At 68.4% G+C, this 18,424-nt stretch carries 14 protein-coding genes; 11 read left to right on the top strand and 3 right to left on the bottom strand.

Features of this window, described 5'->3' with window-relative positions; translation table 11 throughout:
* Positions 1 to 3: 3 nt before the first annotated feature.
* The 6 genes from hpxZ (at position 4) to EWM63_RS22520 (ending at position 6,990) form a co-directional block, all read left to right on the top strand.
* On the top strand, positions 4 to 411 hold the full coding sequence (hpxZ, locus tag EWM63_RS22495; RefSeq protein ID WP_130188525.1) for an oxalurate catabolism protein HpxZ: 408 nt from the start codon (positions 4 to 6) through the stop codon (positions 409 to 411).
* On the top strand, positions 401 to 1,984 hold the full coding sequence (locus tag EWM63_RS22500) for a gamma-glutamyltransferase family protein (protein WP_130188526.1): 1,584 nt from the start codon (positions 401 to 403) through the stop codon (positions 1,982 to 1,984). Before hpxZ ends, EWM63_RS22500 begins: the two co-directional genes overlap by 11 nt.
* Position 1,985: 1 nt before the next feature.
* Positions 1,986 to 2,990: a bile acid:sodium symporter family protein gene (locus EWM63_RS22505; protein WP_130188527.1), complete on the top strand. Its 1,005-nt coding sequence runs from the start codon at positions 1,986 to 1,988 to the stop codon at positions 2,988 to 2,990.
* A 164-nt stretch (positions 2,991 to 3,154) separates the two neighbouring features.
* Entirely contained in the window at positions 3,155 to 4,789 is a 1,635-nt protein-coding gene (locus EWM63_RS22510) for a DUF5060 domain-containing protein (protein WP_130188528.1), read from the top strand.
* 100 nt (positions 4,790 to 4,889) lie between these two features.
* Positions 4,890 to 6,179 (top strand): acyltransferase family protein, encoded by a 1,290-nt coding sequence (locus EWM63_RS22515; protein WP_130188529.1) that lies wholly within the window; start codon positions 4,890 to 4,892, stop codon positions 6,177 to 6,179.
* A gap of 160 nt (positions 6,180 to 6,339) precedes the next feature.
* Positions 6,340 to 6,990, top strand: coding sequence for a glutathione S-transferase family protein (locus EWM63_RS22520; RefSeq protein ID WP_130188530.1), 651 nt, complete (start codon positions 6,340 to 6,342; stop codon positions 6,988 to 6,990).
* 9 nt (positions 6,991 to 6,999) lie between these two features.
* Here EWM63_RS22520 and EWM63_RS22525 read toward each other — a convergent pair whose 3' ends face one another.
* Both EWM63_RS22525 and EWM63_RS22530 read right to left on the bottom strand, forming a co-directional pair.
* Entirely contained in the window at positions 7,000 to 7,806 is an 807-nt protein-coding gene (locus EWM63_RS22525; RefSeq protein WP_229487437.1) for a MipA/OmpV family protein, read from the bottom strand.
* 147 nt (positions 7,807 to 7,953) lie between these two features.
* Positions 7,954 to 11,100, bottom strand: a complete 3,147-nt coding sequence (locus tag EWM63_RS22530; RefSeq protein ID WP_165390891.1) for a S8 family peptidase — start codon at positions 11,098 to 11,100, stop codon at positions 7,954 to 7,956.
* A 325-nt stretch (positions 11,101 to 11,425) separates the two neighbouring features.
* On the opposite strand from EWM63_RS22530, the gene EWM63_RS32495 reads away from it, so the two are divergent.
* The 3 genes from EWM63_RS32495 (at position 11,426) to EWM63_RS22545 (ending at position 14,352) form a co-directional block, all read left to right on the top strand.
* Entirely contained in the window at positions 11,426 to 12,319 is an 894-nt protein-coding gene (locus EWM63_RS32495) for a PEPxxWA-CTERM sorting domain-containing protein (RefSeq protein ID WP_229487438.1), read from the top strand.
* Between the two features lie 23 nt (positions 12,320 to 12,342).
* Positions 12,343 to 13,272, top strand: a complete 930-nt coding sequence (locus tag EWM63_RS32500) for a PEP-CTERM sorting domain-containing protein (RefSeq protein WP_229487440.1) — start codon at positions 12,343 to 12,345, stop codon at positions 13,270 to 13,272.
* Between the two features lie 69 nt (positions 13,273 to 13,341).
* On the top strand, positions 13,342 to 14,352 hold the full coding sequence (locus EWM63_RS22545; RefSeq protein ID WP_207221133.1) for a formylglycine-generating enzyme family protein: 1,011 nt from the start codon (positions 13,342 to 13,344) through the stop codon (positions 14,350 to 14,352).
* On the opposite strand, the gene EWM63_RS22550 is transcribed toward EWM63_RS22545, so the two are convergent.
* The gene (locus tag EWM63_RS22550) at positions 14,349 to 15,752 is read right to left on the bottom strand and encodes an arylsulfatase (RefSeq protein WP_130188533.1); all 1,404 of its coding nucleotides are present in this window, start codon (positions 15,750 to 15,752) and stop codon (positions 14,349 to 14,351) included. The genes EWM63_RS22545 and EWM63_RS22550 overlap by 4 nt on opposite strands.
* Before the next feature lie 296 nt (positions 15,753 to 16,048).
* Between EWM63_RS22550 and EWM63_RS22555 the strand changes: the two genes are divergently transcribed.
* Positions 16,049 to 17,665 carry a mechanosensitive ion channel family protein gene (locus EWM63_RS22555; protein ID WP_130188534.1) on the top strand — a complete coding sequence of 539 codons (1,617 nt, stop codon included), beginning with the start codon at positions 16,049 to 16,051 and terminating at the stop codon, positions 17,663 to 17,665.
* Positions 17,666 to 18,119: 454 nt separating this feature from the next.
* The gene (locus EWM63_RS22560; protein WP_130188535.1) at positions 18,120 to 18,371 is read left to right on the top strand and encodes a hypothetical protein; all 252 of its coding nucleotides are present in this window, start codon (positions 18,120 to 18,122) and stop codon (positions 18,369 to 18,371) included.
* The last annotated feature ends 53 nt before the right edge of the window (positions 18,372 to 18,424 follow it).

Genomic DNA, 18,424 nt, shown 5'->3' on the forward strand with positions numbered 1-18,424 from the left:
TTCATGGAACACGACATCAACCTGCCCACCGTTCACGCCGAGATGGCGGCGGCCTTCGCGCGCTACGAACTGGCGCTGACCGGCAACGACATCGCCACGCTGGACGAACTGTTCTGGCACAGCGAACACGCCATCCGCTATGGCGCCACCGAAAACCTGCACGGCCACGCGGCCATCCAGGCCTTCCGCAAGGCGCGACCGGCGGCGGGGCTGGCGCGCAGCCTGCGCCACACCGTCATCACCACCTATGGCCACGATTTCGCCACGGCGAATACGCAGTTCTCGCGCGAAGGGTCATCGGCCATCGGGCGCCAGAGCCAGACGTGGCTGCGCACGGCGCAGGGCTGGCGCATCGTCGCCGCCCACGTTTCATTGATCGAAGCGCCGGCGGAGGCCCACCATGCTGCGTAGCCGCATCTGTACCGGCGGCATGGTCACCGCGCCGCACCACCTGGCCGCGCAGGCCGGCGCCGCCGTGCTGCGCGAAGGCGGCAACGCCATCGAAGCGATGGTCGCGGCGGCCGCCGCCATCGCCGTCGTCTATCCGCACATGAACGGCATCGGCGGCGATGGCTTCTGGCTGATCGCCGAGCCGGGGCGCGAGCCGGTGGCCATCCGCGCCTGCGGCCCGGCCGCCGGCCTGGCCGACACGCGCTTCTACGTGTCGCACGGCGACACGGCCATTCCCACGCGCGGGCCACGCGCCGCGCTGACGGTGGCCGGCGCGATCGGCGGCTGGGACGAAGCGCTGCGCCACGCGCGCGCCGCCGGCGGCCGCATGCCGCTGTCACGCCTGCTGGAAGACGCCATCGCGCATGCCCGCGATGGCGTTCCCGTCACCGCGTCGCAAGCGGCGCTGGCCCTGTCGAAAAGCGCCGAGCTGGCCGCGCAGCCGGGCTACGCCGCCACGTATGCGCCGGACGGGCCGCCCGCGCTGCACGCGATCCAGCGCCAGCCCGCGCTGGCCGCCACGCTGGCGCGCCTGGCCGAGGCGGGACTGGACGATTTCTACCGTGGCGACGTGGCGCGCGCGCTGGCGTCGGGCCTGGAACGGGCGGGCAGCCCGCTGCGCCTGGCCGACCTGGCCGCTTACCGGGCGCGGACGCTGGCGCCGCTGAGCGTCCAACTGCGCGCGGGCCGCGTGTACAACCTGCCGCCACCCACGCAGGGCGTATCGTCGCTGATGATCCTGGCGCTGTTCGAGCGGCTGGAGGTGGCGCGCGCCGAGGGGCACGCGCACGTGCACGGGCTGGTGGAGGCGACCAAGCGCGCCTTCATCCTGCGCAATGCCCACGTCGGCGATCCGGACCGCATGCGTTTCGATCCCGCCGACTGGCTGCGCGAGCCCGAGCTGGCGCGCGAGGCGGCGTCGATCGACATGGCGCGCGCCGCGCCTTGGCCCCATCCGGCGAAGCCGGGCGACACCGTCTGGCTGGGCGCGGCGGACCGCGATGGCCGCGTGGTCAGCTATATCCAGAGCATCTTCTGGGAATTCGGCAGCGGCGTGGTGGCGGGCGATACCGGCGTGCTGTGGCAGAACCGGGGCGCCAGCTTCACGCTGGAGGAGGGTCCGAACGCACTTGCGCCCGGCCGCCTGCCGTTCCATACCCTCAACCCGGCCCTCGCGCGGCTGCCCGACGGCCGCACGCTGGCCTACGGCACCATGGGCGGGGAAGGGCAGCCGCAGACGCAGGCGGCGTTCTTCACGCGCCACGTGCTGTTCGGGCAGGACATGCAGGCCGCCATCGACGCGCCCCGCTGGCTGCTGGGCCGCACGTGGGGCGCCGCGTCCACCAACCTGAAGGTGGAGTCGCGCATGGCGCCGGAAGTGATCGGGCAACTGGCGGCCAGCGGCCACGAGCTGGACGTGGTCGGCCCCTGGGAGGACATGATGGGCCATGCCGGCGCCGTCGCCTTCCATCCGAACGGCATGATCGAAGGGGCCACCGATCCGCGCGCCGACGGCGCCTGCGCGGGAGCCTGACATGAAGCTGCCACGTCCGAGCTTCAAGGTCGACCGTTTTAAAGTCGACCGATTTACGCTGGCCATGCTGGCCACCGTAACCATCGCCAGCTTCCTGCCGTGCAGCGGTACAGCCGCGCAAGCGTTCGGCCACGTCACCCATGCCGCGGTCTGCCTGCTGTTTTTCCTGCATGGCGCGCGGCTGCCCCGCGAGGCGGTGATGGCGGGCGTCGTGCACTGGCGCCTGCACCTGACGGTGCTGCTGTGCACCTTCCTGCTGTTCCCGCTGCTGGGCCTGGCGTTGCGGCCGGCGCTCGAGCCGCTGATGACGCCGGAACTCTACGTCGGCATCCTGTTCCTGTGCATGCTGCCATCCACCGTGCAGTCGTCGATCGCGTTCACGGCCGCCGCGCGCGGCAACGTGCCGGCGGCCATTTGCAGCGCCTCCGCCTCGAACCTGCTGGGCATCGCGCTCACGCCAGTGCTGGTCGGCCTGTTCGTGGCGGGCCATGCCGCCGGCGGCGGGATGGGCGACGCCGCGCTGAAGATCGCGCTCCAGTTGCTGCTGCCCTTCGCGGCCGGGCAGGCGGCGCGGCGCTGGATCGGGCCATGGGTGGTGCGCCACCCGAAGCTGGCGCGCGCCGTCGACCAGGGCGCCATCCTGCTGGTGGTCTACACCGCCTTCAGCGAAGCCGTGGTGCAGGGCGTGTGGACGCGTTTGACGCCAGGCGCGCTGGCGGGCCTGCTGCTGGTGAACATGGTGCTGCTGGCACTGGTGCTGGGCACCACCGCCTGGCTGGGGCGCCGGCTCGGCTTCGACCGGGCCGACCGCATCGCCATCGTGTTCTGCGGCTCCAAGAAAAGCCTGGCCAGCGGCGTGCCCATGGCCAAGGTGCTGTTCGCCGGCGGCGCGCTGGGCGGCGTGATCCTGCCGCTGATGCTGTTCCACCAGTTGCAGCTGATGGCGTGCGCCGTGCTTGCCCAGCGTTATGCGGCGGCGGGCGGGAAAGCGCCGGTGAATTCGTAGCGGCTTTGCCTGGCATTTCCCATGCCAGGCGGCAGCCTGCCAAACGCTCAGTCGATTGATCGATCGCAGCCAGGGGCCACATGCGGCCGCGCCTTGCCTGTACTATCGCAGCGTGTACGACCGGCTAGCCGTGTGCCGCCCGATTCACCCTTGACCGACGATCCATGACGACACCGCTCATCCGGCGCTTCGCCCGCCTGTTTGCTCCGCTCTTTGCTCTGCTCCTGATCGCATGCGGCCCGGCCGCCGCCGCGGAGCGCGTGGAACGGTGGGGCATGCATGAAATCGTTTTGAAGGGCAAGGACGCCGGCAATCCCTTCATCGACCTGGAACTGACGGCCACGTTCAAGCGCGGCGCCGAGCGTTACCAGCCCGAGGGTTTTTATGACGGCAACGGCACCTACCGCGTGCGCTTCATGCCGCCCAGCGCCGGCGAATGGACCTGGACCACGCACAGCAACCACCCCGACCTCGATGGCAAGAGCGGCTCGCTCACCGTTGTCGAGGGGACCAACAAAGGGCCGGTGCGGGTGGCCAATGTCCATCACTTCGCGCATGCCGACGGCACGCCGTTCCGGCCGTTCGGCACCACGATCTACGAATGGGCATTCCAGTCGGAGGCGAAAAAGCGCGAAACGCTGGCCACCTTGCAGAAGGCGCCGTTCAACAAGGCCCGCATGCTGGCCGTGCCGCCCTGGAAGCCGCGCTACATCGACGGGCCGGACAAGCTCACGCAGTTTCCGTTCGTCGGCACGTCGCGCGACGACTTCGACTTTTCCCGCTTCAACCCGGCGTACTTCCACAGCCTGGAGCGCGACGTGAAACGCCTGTCCGACCTCGGCATCCAGGTCGACCTGATCCTGTTCCGGCCCTACGACAAGGGGCAGTGGGGCTTCGACACCACCAGCGACGCGGTCAACCAGCGCTTCGTGCGCTACATGGTGGCGCGCTTCGCCGCGTTCCAGAACATCTGGTGGAGCCTGGCCAACGAGAACAGCTACATCCGCCACCTGACGGACGAGGACTTCGACCGCTACTTCCAGATCGTGCAGCGCTACGATCCCTATGGCCACCTGCGCTCGATCCACAATGCCGACCGCATCTACGACTACAACAAGCCGTGGGTCACCCACGTGAGCCTGCAGTACTACAACGCCGTGAAGGTGTTCGGCGTATCGCCGATGCTGCGCGACATGTACCGCAAGCCGATCGTGCACGACGAGATCAACTACGAAGGCAATTCGCCCAGCCGCTGGGGCCAGCTCTCCGGCGAGGAACTGACACGCCGCTTCTGGGTCGCCCTGGTCGGCGGCGCCTATGCCACGCATGGCGAAGTACTGGAAAACGGCTGGATCAGCGGCGGCGGCCACCTGGCAGGCACCAGCCCGGAACGCATCGGCTTCCTGCGCAAGATCGTCGAGGCGGGGCCGAAGGGCGGGCTCGCGCCGATCGACCAGCTGTTCGTGATGAACGCCGCCGGCCAGGCCGGCGAATACTATCTGTACTATTTCAGTGACGACAAGCCCACCGCATTCCCGTTCGTGCTCCCCGTGAAGGAACTGCGCAAGGGCATGAAGTTCAAGGCCGACATCATCGACACGTGGAACATGACGGTCACGCCGGTGCCGGAAACGTTCGAGATCGGCGAACCGCCCCGCTATCGCGTGGCGGACGTGAAGAACCGCGTGATCGCACTGCCGGGCAAGCCCTATATGGCGCTGCGCATCCAGCGCGTCGGCGACATGCCGAAGTCCGCGCCGAAGCAGGCCCCCGGCGCGATCGTCGAGGAAGAACTGTAACGGCGCGAAGCGGTGAGCATGACCGGCTGATCGAGACGCTCCGAAAGAACTGGACAGGCATCACGGCGCCGCCGTAATCTCGCATGGCTGGCAGGAACGCATGCCGGCCCTGGCAGAAATGTCGTACGTGCAAACCTCCATCGAACGGGCCCTGAACATGCAGACCGACGAACGGTTCCACCACCTCGATGCAGTCCGCGCCGGCGCACTGCTGGCCGGCATCCTGCTCCATGCGATCATGTCCTTCCTGCCGGGCTTCCGCGAAGCCGGCTGGCCGCTTGCCGACGCCTCCACGAGCCCGGCGCTGGGCATCCTCTACTACGCCATCCATCTTTTCCGGATGTCGCTGTTCTTCATGGTCGCCGGTTTCTTTGCACGCATGCTGCACCAGCGCGTCGGCACACGTGGCCTGCTGAAAAACCGCCTGCGCCGGATCGCGTTGCCGTTGATCGCGTTCTACTTCCTGACGATGCCATTGATCGTCGTCGCCATGATCTGGGGCGCCCGCCAGCTGGGCATGAATGGCGAGGGGGCGGGGGGCTATCCGATGCCCATCGTCGGGCCGCCCGTGCCCTGGGGACACCTGTGGTTCCTCTACATGCTGCTGGTGCTTTACCTGCTTGTCCTGCTGCTGCGCGCCGCCGTCTGCGCGATCGACACTGTCGGAACGCTGCGCGCCGCCGTCGGCCGCCTGCTCGACCAGTCCATCAGGGTGCGGCTGGCACCGATCCTGCTGGCCGTGCCCGTGGCCGTGTCGTTGCATGGCGCCCCGTGGTGGGTGCAGTGGCAGGGCATTCCATCGCCGATCGCCGGGCTCGTTCCCAACCTGCCGAGCGTGCTGTCCTATGGTGGCGCGTTGCTGGTGGGGTGGTTCCTGCACCGCCGGCAGGACACGCTGGCCGTGCTGGCACGGGACTGGCCGCTGTACCTGGCCGGGGCGCTGCTGGGCATGGCGGGTGCGCTCGCCATCGCCGGCAGCACGCCCAGCCTGAAGGTGCTCCCGCTCGGCAGTACCGGGCAGGCCCTGTATCTCGCCGCCTACCTGTTCGCCCAGTGGTGCGCCACGTTCTGCGTCATCGGCGCGGCGCTGCGCCATCTTTCCGCGCCGTCGGCGCGCTGGCGCTACCTTGCCGATGCGTCGTACTGGATGTACCTTCTCCATCTGCCAGTGGTCATGCTGCTGCAGGCATGGATGCTGCGGTGGCCGCTGCACTGGTCGATCAAGCTGGTGCTGGTGCTGGCCGTCACGATGGCGATCCTGCTGGCCTCGTATCACTTCCTCGTGCGCCGCACCTTCCTGGGGGTGTTCCTGAACGGCCGCAGACATCCGCGCAAGGGGTGGACCGATGCCGCCCCGGCCGACCAGGCAAGCGGTGCGCCGGGCAGATAGCTCATCCATTCGGCGCCACGACCGTCGCGCCCGCCACACACTGGCGTGAACAGTGCCGGCCGCATGCTCGTTTATACTCGGCTCACCCGATGGAAGGCGCGACGCCGGCCGCCCGTGCCGCGATCCGCCGCCAGCGGTCTTGCCGACGAGGAGAAGCACGATGACGATCACCATCACCGCCTTCGAACGTTCGCCCGATGGCGGCCAGGGGCTCGCGCGCGACACGCGCGTGCGCTGGGCGCTGGAAGAATTGGGGCAGCCCTACAAGGTTCGCCTGGTGACATTCGAGGGGCTGAAGCAGCCTGCGCACCTGGCGCTGCATCCGTTCTGCCAGATTCCCACGTACGAGGAAGGCAATCTCGTTTTGTTTGAAACGGGCGCGATCGTGCTCCACATCGCCGAACGCCATGCGGGCCTGCTGCCGCACCATGCCAATGCCCGGGCGCGCGCGATCGCGTGGCTGTTTGCCGCGCTCAACACGGTGGAATTGCCGATCGTCGAACTGTCGAACGTCATGCTGCTGGAGCGCGACATGCCCTGGTATGCGGAACGCCTGCCCCTGGTCGAGGGAAGGGTGCGCGACCGCCTGACCCAGCTGTCGAGCCGGCTGGGCAGCGCCGAATGGATCGACGGGCCATTCAGCGCGGGCGACCTGATGATGGTATCGGTGCTGCTCAGGGCGCGATCGTCGGGCATTCTCGATGAATTCCCGAACCTCGCCGCCTACGTGGCCCGCGGCGAGGCACGGCCCGCCTACAAGCGCGCGTTTGCCGCGCAACTGGCGGTCAATGCGGGCGCTGTCCCATCCTGAACCGGGCGGTCATTCCCAGGCCCGCGCCGCGGACCGGTGGATCGTCCACGTGAAGCCGGCACCCACGGATACGCCGCTGGTCTTGCGGAACAGCGGGCTGTCGCGATTGGCCGCGTGGCTGTGGTTGTCATAGCGTGTAAAGCCGAACACGCGCCAGTCCGGCGTCAGCCGGCGCGACAGGCTCAGGCCGAGCCGCGTCATCAACAGGCCGCCCGAAGCGTCGTACTCGGGGCGTGACGCGGTCGCGTAGCGCGGCGCCACGTCATAGAAATACCCGTGCAGGCGCGCGTTGCCGAACACCGCGCCGGCGGTCGCATCGGCCTGCCACTTGCCGGTGCCGTCGCCGGTCTCGAATACCACGCGCGGCTCGAACACGAGGCCCTGGCGCGCGAAGCCGTTGCGCAATTCCAGCGGCACGCGCAGCGGCAGTTCCAGCCTCACGCGGCTGTTCGGGCCAGGCTCGGCCAGCAGCACTTTCAGGCGCGGCCCGAATTCCAGCAGCGAGTTCAGGTCCGGCATGCCTTCGCGCGCGGCCACGTCGTCGGAGCGGGCAGGCAGCGACAGCGCAAAACCCAGGTCGAGCTCCACCCGGTCGCTGTTGATCAGCCGCGCGCTCACGCCGGAGCGGTCGGCGCGGATGATCTTGCCGCGGTAGATCACCAGCGGCAGCACGAGTGCGCGCGCGGAGCGGTCGTCGGCACCGGGGTAGGCGGGGGTGGAGGCGGCGCCCCCGAAGAGGCCCACTTCCCACAGGGGCAAATCCGGCGCCGGCACGGGCTGTTGCTGGGCGCTGGCCGGCGCCAGGGCCGCGAGCATGGGCAGGCAAAGACAGGTCCACAACGAAACACGGAGGATGGGCAAGGACGTGGGCATGGTCGGAACGCGATGATGACGATGCCGGCACATTACCATGCGCCGGCGCCCGTCGCGGCATGCGACCGCGCTTTCGTCCCTGGCCGATCCTTACTTCGCGCTGGCAAGGCGTTTGCGCGGCGCCGATGGCGAAGCGGGCACCACGTCGCGCAGGTCGATATCGAGCTCGGTCACCGAGCCGCTGCCGCTTTCCCCGTTCAGCAACTGCACGGCGCCCAGGTAGCGCTTGCCGGTGGCCAGCCCGCTCCAGCCGATGCCCACCATGGACGTGCCGCCCTGTTGCACTGTTGCCGGCAGGGCCAGCTTCACGTTGCCGGCCGTATCGTTCGGAATCGCGGTGGCGTACGACAGTGTGAAATTCGTGCTGACGCCGTTCTTGAGCCGGTAGCCCAGCACGCACACCCGGGCCACGCCCATCCCCGGCAGCGTCAGCGTCACGCTCTCGTTCGAGTCGGCATGGGCGCTCATGCCCACCACCCTGTTCGACTGGTCCATCACCACCAGGTCCAGGTCGTCGTCCTCGCCGCCCGCCGTGTCCCGGTTGGCGATCTCGAAACGCGCCATCACCGTCTTGTTGGGGATGCCCAGCGCGACCGTCCTGACGCCGGTGCCCCGCGCCGCGCACGCGCTGACGACATCCTCCAGCGTCTCGAGCGAGCCGGGCGCCGCCTGCGCCACCGTCTGCGGCAGGCGCTTGTACTCGCGCATGCCGCCCCGCACGGCGCTCAGCGTACCGTCGAAGCCGGTCTGCACCGCCATCTTGCGCGCGCCGCCGGGCGTGGTGGCCGCAAGCCGCGCGGGGGCCTCCACGCCATCGTTGAAGCGGCCCTGCAGCGGGCTGCGCACCTTGTGGGTGCCATCGTCCCAGACCAGTTCGCCCATCTTCCATGTCCCGGGCGGCGCATCGGTGCGTGTCAGCTCCACGGCGTAGGTCGCGCTTTCCCCCGGCGCCAGTTGCAGGGTGGCGGGCGACACGGTCACGTCGAAGCCGTCCAGCGCGGCGCTGGCCCGGTAGATCGCGGCCTGCTCGCCCACGTTCTTCACGGTGCGGCTGACGCGCTGCGTGCCCACCACGCCCGGCAGCGAAATCGAGGGCAGGTTCAGCGCATGGCCTTTCAGAGTGCCGAGGCCGCAGTCGGCGGCATCGCCGCTGATGCCGCACAGGTACTTCTGGAAATCGGCCGGTGCGATGTCATAGACCATGCCCGGGTCGGCGGCGCCGGCCGGCACCACGAGGCCGGCACCCTGGCCCCACGGCAGCGTGCCATCCTGGTCGCCCTCGAGCGCGGTGGGCAGCACGGTCCGGGCGGCCGTCATCAGCGCGGACTTGACGGCGGCGGGCGACCAGCCGGGGTGGCGTTGCCTGAGCAGCGCCGCCAGGCCGGCCACGTGCGGCGCGGCCATCGACGTGCCGGACATGAAGGCCGAATGGCTGTAGGCCGGACCGCCGGCGATCACGGCGTCACGGCCCGCCGCGTCCAGGCTGGGCGAGATGCCGGCGAGGGTGTCGACGCCGGGTGCCGCCATGTCCGGCTTCATCACGCCCGGATCGAACATGTTCGGGCCGCGCGACGAGAATTCGGCCAGCGTGGGGCCGGTGACCGGCACCATCTCGCTGGCCGACAGGGCGGCGGTGGCGCCACCGGTGGCCGCATAGGCGGCGATCGCCGCGCCATCGGCCTGGCTCACGTGCACGGTCGGCACGCTGTAGGTATCGATCGCCAGGCCATTGCCGTCGTCGAGCAGGATCATGCCGATGCCGCCGGCCGCCTTCACGGCATCGGCCTTGGCGGTTCGCGCGTTGTTGCCGCGCTGGCAGACGACGATCTTGCCGGCCAGCTTCCCGGGGTCGAGCTGCACGGCGCCCGCGTCTTCGCGGCTGAAGCATTGCGACGCCAGGAAGGGATCGGCGCCGGCTGCCACGGCATCCACGGCACGCACGAGCGCCGCCGCCGGCAGTGGCGCGGCATTGGTGGCGGCGCCGGTGAACGCCTGCCCGTCGCCGAGCGTGATGGCGGCAGCATGGGTGCGGTCGTGCGCGGCCGCGGCCACGGTCGCCACCCACGGGCTGATGTGGGCCACGGCGTTGACCGGCCCATCGTTGCCGGCCGATGCGGCCACGAACACGCCGGCCGCCGCGGCGTGGCGGAATGCCTGTTCCACCGGGTCCAGCGGGCTGCCGCCGCCGCTGATCGAGTAGTTCAGCACGTCCACGCCATCGGCCACGGCCGCCTCGATCGCGGCGATGCTGTCGCTGTCGTAGCAGGTATTGCCCACGCCGCCGGTCGGGGGCGCGAAGCTCCAGCACACCTTGTACATGGCGAGTCGGGCGCGCGGCGCGATGCCGCTGCGGGCGCCCAGCAGGTCGCCATGCGCCGCCACCGCCGGCACGCCGCCGTTGCCGGCCGCCGTCGACGAGGTATGGGTGCCGTGGCCGCCCATGCCGGCCGGGCCGGCCAGCGAGTCGCGCGGCGACCGGAACTCGGTCCAGTGCATCGCGCTGCCGCTGGCGTAAAAGCCCGCGTTGAAGTAGCGCGCGCCGATCAGCTTGTTGTTGCAGTGCGTGGCCGCGAAGCCTTCGCCTGCCTGGCACTCGCCCGCCCAGCGGGCCGGCGGCGCCTCGTAGGCCAGCGTGCCGCCGCCATCGAAGGTCGGCTTGCCATCGCCGTCGACGCGGTCCGCATACGACAGGTTTTCCGGCCAGATGCCGGTATCGAGCACGCCGACGACGATGTCCTCGCCCGCGCGGTCCCGTCCGCCCAGCTGGTCCCACAGCCCGCCGGGCTGGTCGAGGCCCAGGAAGGCGGGCGTGTAGTTCGTGATCGGATACTGCCGCTGGTCGGGCGTGATGCGCACGGCCTTGCCGCTGGCCTTGAGCGCGCGCACTTCGGCGTCGGTCAGGCGGGCGGCGAAGCCGTTGAACACCACCTGGTATTCGTGCATCACGGCGCTGGAGGGCAGTGCCGCCCTGGTCTGCGCCTGCCTGGCGGCCAGGTAGCCGCGATACTGCCGTGCCGATGCGCTGCCAAGATCCAGGCGCCGACCGGGTGCGCTTGCGGTGGCCCGCATGCCCGCGATGCCGCCGCGGTAGGCGGCAACGGGCGGCTCGGGCAACTGCACGATGTAGGTCCGGCGCACGTCCGCCGCGCGGGCCGGACCGGTGGCGGCCAGCAGCGGCAGCGCTGCGATCAGCAGCAGGGTGAGACGGCGATACCGCAAAGCGTGCTTCGTTCCCATTGTTAGCGCTCCCAGAAGGGTGTTGGTTGTTTTCATGAAATCAGCGAGAAAATATAGCCCCGGTTTGGCGGATTTCGACATGAAATTAAATAAATTGATTTCACAGTACGAAAAAAACAACGTTACAAAATATTTGTTTGTTAGCGCTAGCACCAGTTTGACCTGTTGTTCGCCGCTGTTTTTTCATAGGGAAAACCGGCGTCGAATCAGCGCCGGAAACAGGGCTTTTTTTGACCTTCCGGCAAAAGTATTCGCGCCGGAACCGCGTAGACGCACGTGGTACTGCTGTGCATACTCGGTGACTTGCCAATCCATAGGAGGAGCAATGAAACCTGTCGCGATCCACGCCCTGGCGGCCGCCTGTCTTGCCGCCGCCGCGGCTCCCGCGCTTGCCGACGCCCACAGCACCGCCACGTTCGGGAATGTGACCGTCACGGTGATCGACCTCGATGTGAACGACGGCATTGACGCCGGCATCACCTTCTTCCCCGAGCCCACCCGGTACTTCGCCGGCGCGCTGGTGCGTGGCGAAGCGAACTTCGGGCCGAACGGCAGCCAGGGCCCGGGCACGCAGTACCGCTCCTTCTTCACCCGCGGCGCATGGCAGGACACCGACGTGAGCGGCGGCGTGCAGGTCGACCTGGCCAGCGTGTCGGGCAGCGTCACGGCGTCCGCCACCGGCGTCGGCTTCACCGCCCTGAGTTTGTCGGGCAGTGCGCTCAGCACGCCGGAGGAACGCTCGCACATCTGGGCCTACGCCAGCGTGCCCGCCAACCCGTTCGGTCACCTGGACTATGTCCTGACCGCCAACACGCGGGTCGTGTTTTCCGTCGACGCGTCGATGAGCGCACGCACGACCATCGGCCACGTTGCCGGCGCGCCGGAAAGCGAAAGCGCCTCGGCCAGGATGGGTCTTTACGCAAGCGGCATGGCCGCCGATGGCACGACGCTGCTCGAAGACCTGCAGGAACGGGGCGTCAGCGTGGCGTACACGGACGGCGACGCGCCTGGCGGCGCAAGCGACAGCTGGAGCGGCGTGCTGTCGGCCAGTTTCAGCAACCTGGGCGGCAGTTCCACCGAAGGCGAATTCTGGGCTTACGCCGAGATCAGCGGCGATTCGGTGATCTCGGCCGTGCCGGAACCGTCGACCTGGGGCATGCTGCTGGGCGGCCTGGGCCTGGTCGGCGCCATGGCCCGCCGCCGCAACCGCCCCCTGTGAATCCTTCCACCCTGGAGAAACCGATGATGCGCACGCTGACGAAAATACGGATGCGGACATTGACCAAAGCATTGATGCACACCCTGGCCGTGGCCTGCCTCGTGCCGGTGGCCGTCCCGGCGCTGGCCGCCGCCAGCAGCAGCGCCACCTTCGGCAACCTCGTCGTGACGCTGACGGACCTCGACACAGGTGACGGCATCGCGCCTTCGCTGTCGTTCGGCTTCAACGGCGCCTCGTTCGTGGCCAGCGAAACGCAGGGCTCGGGCGATGTGTTCGATAGCCAGATCTTCTATAACTACGCGCCGCGGCAGGATGGCCTGCTGACGGGTGCCACGCAAACGGCATGGTCGTCGTCCCTCGCCACCGTGGCGACGGCAGACAGCCTGGCGGGCTTCACGGCGATGTCGGCGCAGGGCGTGGCGCACAGCGGGCTCGATGGCTGGGGCACATACCGCAGCCTGGCCACCGGCGCCGTGCCGCAGAACGCGTTCACGCTGTCGGCCAATACGCAGGTCACGTTCAGCGTCCTCGCGGACATGCATGTCACGACCACGATGGGCTACAACCTGGCAGCGGACATGGGCGAGTTCGCCAGTTCGCAGGTGCTGCTGAACCTGTTCGGCAATGTCGATGGCGTGGACCAGTTCGACGTGGAGGAGCGCTATCTCGACGCCTACTTCGAGGTGCTGGACGATAATTCCACGACGGGCGTCACCGACAGCTGGAGCGGCGAACTGTCCGTGAGTTTTACCAACGCGAGCATGAACGACGCGAGCGGCATCTTCCAGGCCTTCGTGCAGACCGAAGGCTACTCGGCGATCTGGGATGGCGTGACGCCGATGCCGGGATCCGGCACTGGCGTGTCGCCGGTGCCGGAACCGGGCACGTACGCGATGCTGCTGGGCGGGCTGGCATTGCTCGGGGCCGTCGCGCGGCGCCGCCACAACGGTTAGCGCACGGGCCGGCAGGGCAGGGCGGGCCCGCAGCATTTATACTCGGGCCTGCCCTGCACGAGCCCCCACATGAACGATCATCACGCGCCTTCCCAGGCACCAGCACCAGAGCAGCCTTCCGACCCGGCCCCCGTCAAACCCTGTTGCGCGGCCTCGCGCCAGGGCGCCATCGCGCCGCCCGCGCCGTCGATGCCGGCGGCAGGACAGGCCGGGCAAGGGCGTGCCGCGGTGCTGCTGCCCGCCGCCACCTTCCTGATGGGAACCGATTACGCGCTCGCCAACAAGGGCGACGGCGAAGGGCCCGTGCGCGAGGTGGCGCTGTCGCCGTTCGCGATCGACATCCATCCGGTGACGAACGCCGACTTCGCGGCCTTTGTCGCGGCGACCGGCTACGTGACGGAGTCCGAGCGCTACGGCACCTCGTTCGTCTTCCACGCGCAGGTGCCGGACGACCGCTACGACGACCTGGTCGAGGACACGCTGGCCGCGGCGCCCTGGTGGTGCCTCGTGCGCGGCGCCGCATGGCACGCGCCGGAAGGCCCGGGTTCCACGATCGATGGCCGCATGGCGCATCCGGTGGTGCACGTCTCATGGAACGACGCAATGGCCTACTGCGCATGGAGCGCCGCTACGCTGCCGACCGAGGCACAGTGGGAATACGCCGCGCGCGGCGGCCTCGAACAGAAGCTCTATCCGTGGGGCGACGAGCTGGTGCCGGATGGCCGCCACCTGTGCAATGTGTGGCAAGGCGAGTTCCCCCACGTGAACACGGCGGACGACGGCTATGCGGCCACCTGTCCCGTGGACGCCTTTGCACCGAACGGCCACGGCCTGTTTTCCGTCACCGGCAACACCTGGGAGTGGTGCGCCGACTACTGGAGCACGGCCTTCACGGCCGGGCCGTCACGCGATCCGCAAGGGCCCGCGCACGGCACGGCGCGCGTGATGAAGGGTGGTTCCTTCCTGTGCCATGCGTCGTACTGCAACCGCTACCGGCCCGCCGCGCGCACCATGAACACGCCCGACAGCGCAGCGTCGAACATCGGCTTCCGCTGCGTGCGCCCGCTGTCGCCGGCCTAGGTTTTCTTCGGCGGGTCCGGATATTCGACCGACGCGGCATGTTCGCGCGCCATGCCGTCGGCCATGCGCGCGACGATGTCCGGGTGCCGGGCGGCCACGTTCGTGCTCTCCTTCGGGTCACGCGACAGGTCGTACAGTTCCAGCGGGCCGTCGCGCTTGAGCCGCACGGCCTTCCACTTGCCCCAGCGGAGCGCCTGGCGGAATTCGGGATCGTAGTATTCCCAGTACAGGAAGCGGTCGGCCGCCTGCCGTTGCGGGTCGACGAGGAAGGGCCGCAGGCTCACGCCATCGGACTTCGCCACGGGTGCGCCCGCCAGGTCCAGCGCGGTGGGCAGGAAGTCCGGGAAATACACCGGCACCTCGCTTACGGAACCGGCGGGGATCCTGCCCGGCCAGCGCACGATCCACGGCGTGCGCACGCCGCCTTCGTACATGTCGCGCTTGTAGCCCGTCAAGCCGCCATTCGAATCGAAGAAGTCGGCCAGCCGTGTCTGCGGCGGCGTGGGCTCCGAGCGCGGCCCGTTGTCCGAGGCGAAGAAGATCACTGTGTCGTTGTCGAGCCCCGCGGCCTTGATCCTGTCGAGCAGCTGGCCGATGCCGAGGTCGAGGTAGTGGATCATCGCCGCATAGGTTTTCTCGTCGTCCGACCAGTCGGCGCGATCGGCGTAGGGCCCGAAGTCCGGCGCCGTGTACGGCGAGTGCGGGCTGTTGTAGGCCGCGTACAGGAAGAACGGCCCGGCCTTGTGGCGCTCGATGAAGTCGAGAGCGTCGAGCGTGATCATGTCCGTGTCGTAGCGGCCATGCTTGCCGTTCGCGTTTTCGGGAATGTCGACCAGCTTGTCGCCGTGCACGCGCTGTGCCGGCCAGTAGCCGTGCGTGGTTTCCAGCGGCGTGAGCCAGCCCTTGAATTCCTCGAAGCCGAACTGGATCGGCGTGGCCTCGGCTTCGAAGCCATCGAGGTGCCACTTGCCCATCAGGCCGGTGCGGTAGCCGGCGTCGCGCAGGTATTGCGCCACCGTCCTGTCGTCCGGTAGCAGGTTCGGGCGCCGCCACAGCTGCTTGCCCTTGCCCTTCGTGCCCAGCTTGCCGCCGGCGATGGCCGTGTTGTCGCGGATGCGCGCATGGCCCGTGTGCATGCCCGTCATCAGTGCGCAGCGCGACGGTCCGCAGACGGGCGCACCGGCGTAAGCCTGCGTGAAGCGCATGCCGCCCCTGGCCAGCCGGTCGATGTTCGGCGTGGCGATCCGGCGCTGGCCATACACGGCCGTGTCGCCATAGCCCATGTCGTCGGCCAGGATGAAGATAATGTTGGGGCGCCGTGCGCCGGCTTGTACCGCGCCGAGGGCGGAGGCGGAGGCGATGGCCGCCAGCGCGCTGGCGATGAATTCTCTGCGGATCATGGGGCTTCCTGGTGGGGCCTGCCGGTGGCATACCGCATGAGCGTAGCACCCTGGCAGGGCGGCGCCTGCTCAAGTTGTTGAGTGTTGAGCAAGGTTGCGGGGCGGCATGCGCGGGCAAGCGTGCGGACAATGGCGTGGCGGGATGTTAAACTTTGCAATCCAGACAAGTAATTCGCCGACAGGCATTCTTCCGCAGCGGTTCCGCGCCATCATTCCCGCAGTGATCAACACGCCGGCCAGTGCCACCGCGCCCGCGACCCTGCGCCATCGGCTTGACCCAAGGAGGTGTTCTACGCATGCGCTTTTTCCCCGCTTTTTTGCTATCGATCGTGCTCGCACTGGCGAGCCCCACCAGCTTTGCTCTGTTTGCCGCCCCGAAACCCGCCGCGCCGGCTGCGCCGGCCGTCCAGCCCGACCCGCTGGGCCGCGAGACGCCGCGCGCGATGGTGTCCGGCCTGCTCGAAGCGCTGGCCGAACCCGATTACGACCGCGCCGCCATGTATTTCGACCAGCCCACCGCGAACAGCGCGCGGCAGCGGATGAAGGCCGTCAACCAGGCACGCGGCTTCCACGCGCTGCTCGACGAGGGCGGCACGCTGGACCCGTTCGCGGCCCTGTCGAACGAACCGGGCGGCCGGCTCGACGACGACCTGCCGCTCGACCAGGAGCACATCGGCGACGTGACCATCAAGGGCAAGCCGGTGCCGGTGCTCGCATCGCTGGCCAAGGAAGGCGACCGGCAGGTCTGGCGCATCTCGAAGGAAACGCAGGCGCTCATCGCCGCCGAGAGCCAGATTGCCGCCGCGGCGCAGGAACCGGTGCAGAATGAACTCGTCGTTGGCGGCGCGCCGCTGAAGGACTGGGCGATCCTCGTCGGGCTGGCCATCCTCGTCTTCGGCGGCCTGTGGATACTGTCCGTGCTCATGATCGCCGCGGTGCGCCGCATGGTGACCGACCCCGCGGCCAATGGCGCCTACCGCTTCATCGAGGCGGCGCTGCCGCCGTTCAGCCTCGTCGTCGCCGTGGCCGTGTTCTACAACTGGGCGGACCAGCTGCCCGTCGCCATCGTGGCGCGCCAGGCCCTGCTGCGCTACACGGGCATCGTCACCGTCATCGCGGTCGTGTGGTTCGGGCTGCGCCTCGTCGATGCGATCGCCGAACTCGTCATCACCCGCATGCGCCGGCAGGGGCGGCGGCAGATCGTTTCCGTCATCACGCTGCTGCGGCGCACCGTGAAGGTATTGCTGCTGCTGTTCTCCGGCATCGGCATCCTCGACACCTTCGGCATCGACGTGACCACGGGCATCGCGGCACTCGGTATCGGCGGTATCGCGCTGGCGCTGGGCGCGCAGAAGACGGTGGAAAACCTCGTGGGCAGCGTGACCGTGATCGCCGACCGCCCGTTGCAGGTGGGCGACTTCATCAAGGTCGGCGACGTGGTCGGCACGGTGGAAGACGTGGGCATCCGCTCGACCCGCATCCGAACGGGCGAACGCACGGTCGTGACGATTCCGAACGGCGACCTGTCGGCACGCCAGATCGAGAACTTCGCGGACCGCGACCGCTTTCTGTTCAATCCCGTCATCGCCGTGGACCATGCAACGCCGTCGGCGAAGCTGAAGGAAGCCATCACCATCGTGCAGCAGGTGCTGGCCGAGGAGGAGCACATCGCCGAAGGCGCCCGGGCCCGGCTGGGCAGCATCGGCGAGCGCTCCTTCAACATCGACGTGTTCGCCTATATCGACGTGCGCGAATTCGACGTGCAGGTCGTCATCCGCGAAACGCTGCTGCTGACCATCTACGAGCGGCTCGAAGCGGCGGGGATCGACCTGGCATTCCCCAACCAGACCATCCTGCTGTCGCATCCGCACGAAGCTGCCGCCATTGCCGAACCGGAAGAGGCGACGCGGTAATGCAGACCGGGGTCGGACCCTAATGTCGTTAAGTTAAGGCGACGTGACCATTTGGGTTGGCACTAGCGTGCCTGGTGTCGGACATTTTTTCCGGGCGCTTTATCCGGAAAATGTGTCGGACACCGGTTTTCGCCTGATGTTGCCGAATTCCTGAGCGGAAAACCGGTGTCCGGAAGGAGTGAAGGCATGCATGCCTTCACCGCTTGGCAGGCGCGAAGCATGCTTCGCGAAACCCCTGCCAAGCCACCAAGAGGCCGGTGTCCGACACCAATACGCTAGCGCCGCAAACTCCATCGATCTTTGCTAACTGAACGGCATTAGGGTCAGACCCCGATCTATGGCAATATTTCCCTGAATCGGGGTCAGACCCCGGTTCGCACCATGCAAGAGTGGCCAGCTTAGTTGATTTGGCGTAAGATACCCGGTTCCGTCCAGCCGCTATCGATCCCGCACCATGAACAGCGAAGCCACCACCTTCCGGGAAGCCATTGCCCTCGTCCTGCGCGCCTGCCGCGCGGCGCTCCCGTTTTTCCTCAGCATCGAAACGTGGCTGATGGTCGCGGTCGCGGCCGTCACCGTGGGGGGCTTCTGGCTGGCGTTCATGGGCGACCTGCGCAGCCTCGTGGCCTTCGGTGCCGCGGTGGGCTACCTGGCGCTGCGCTCCATGCTGCACGCCAGGCGCATTCTCGGCTGGCCATTCCTCTGAGTCGCGCCGGCGCAAAGCGCGCCGCGCCGGTACAATGGCCTGTCCAATATTGA

The organism is Pseudoduganella lutea (genome assembly GCF_004209755.1).
Classification (GTDB): domain Bacteria; phylum Pseudomonadota; class Gammaproteobacteria; order Burkholderiales; family Burkholderiaceae_D; genus Rugamonas; species Rugamonas lutea.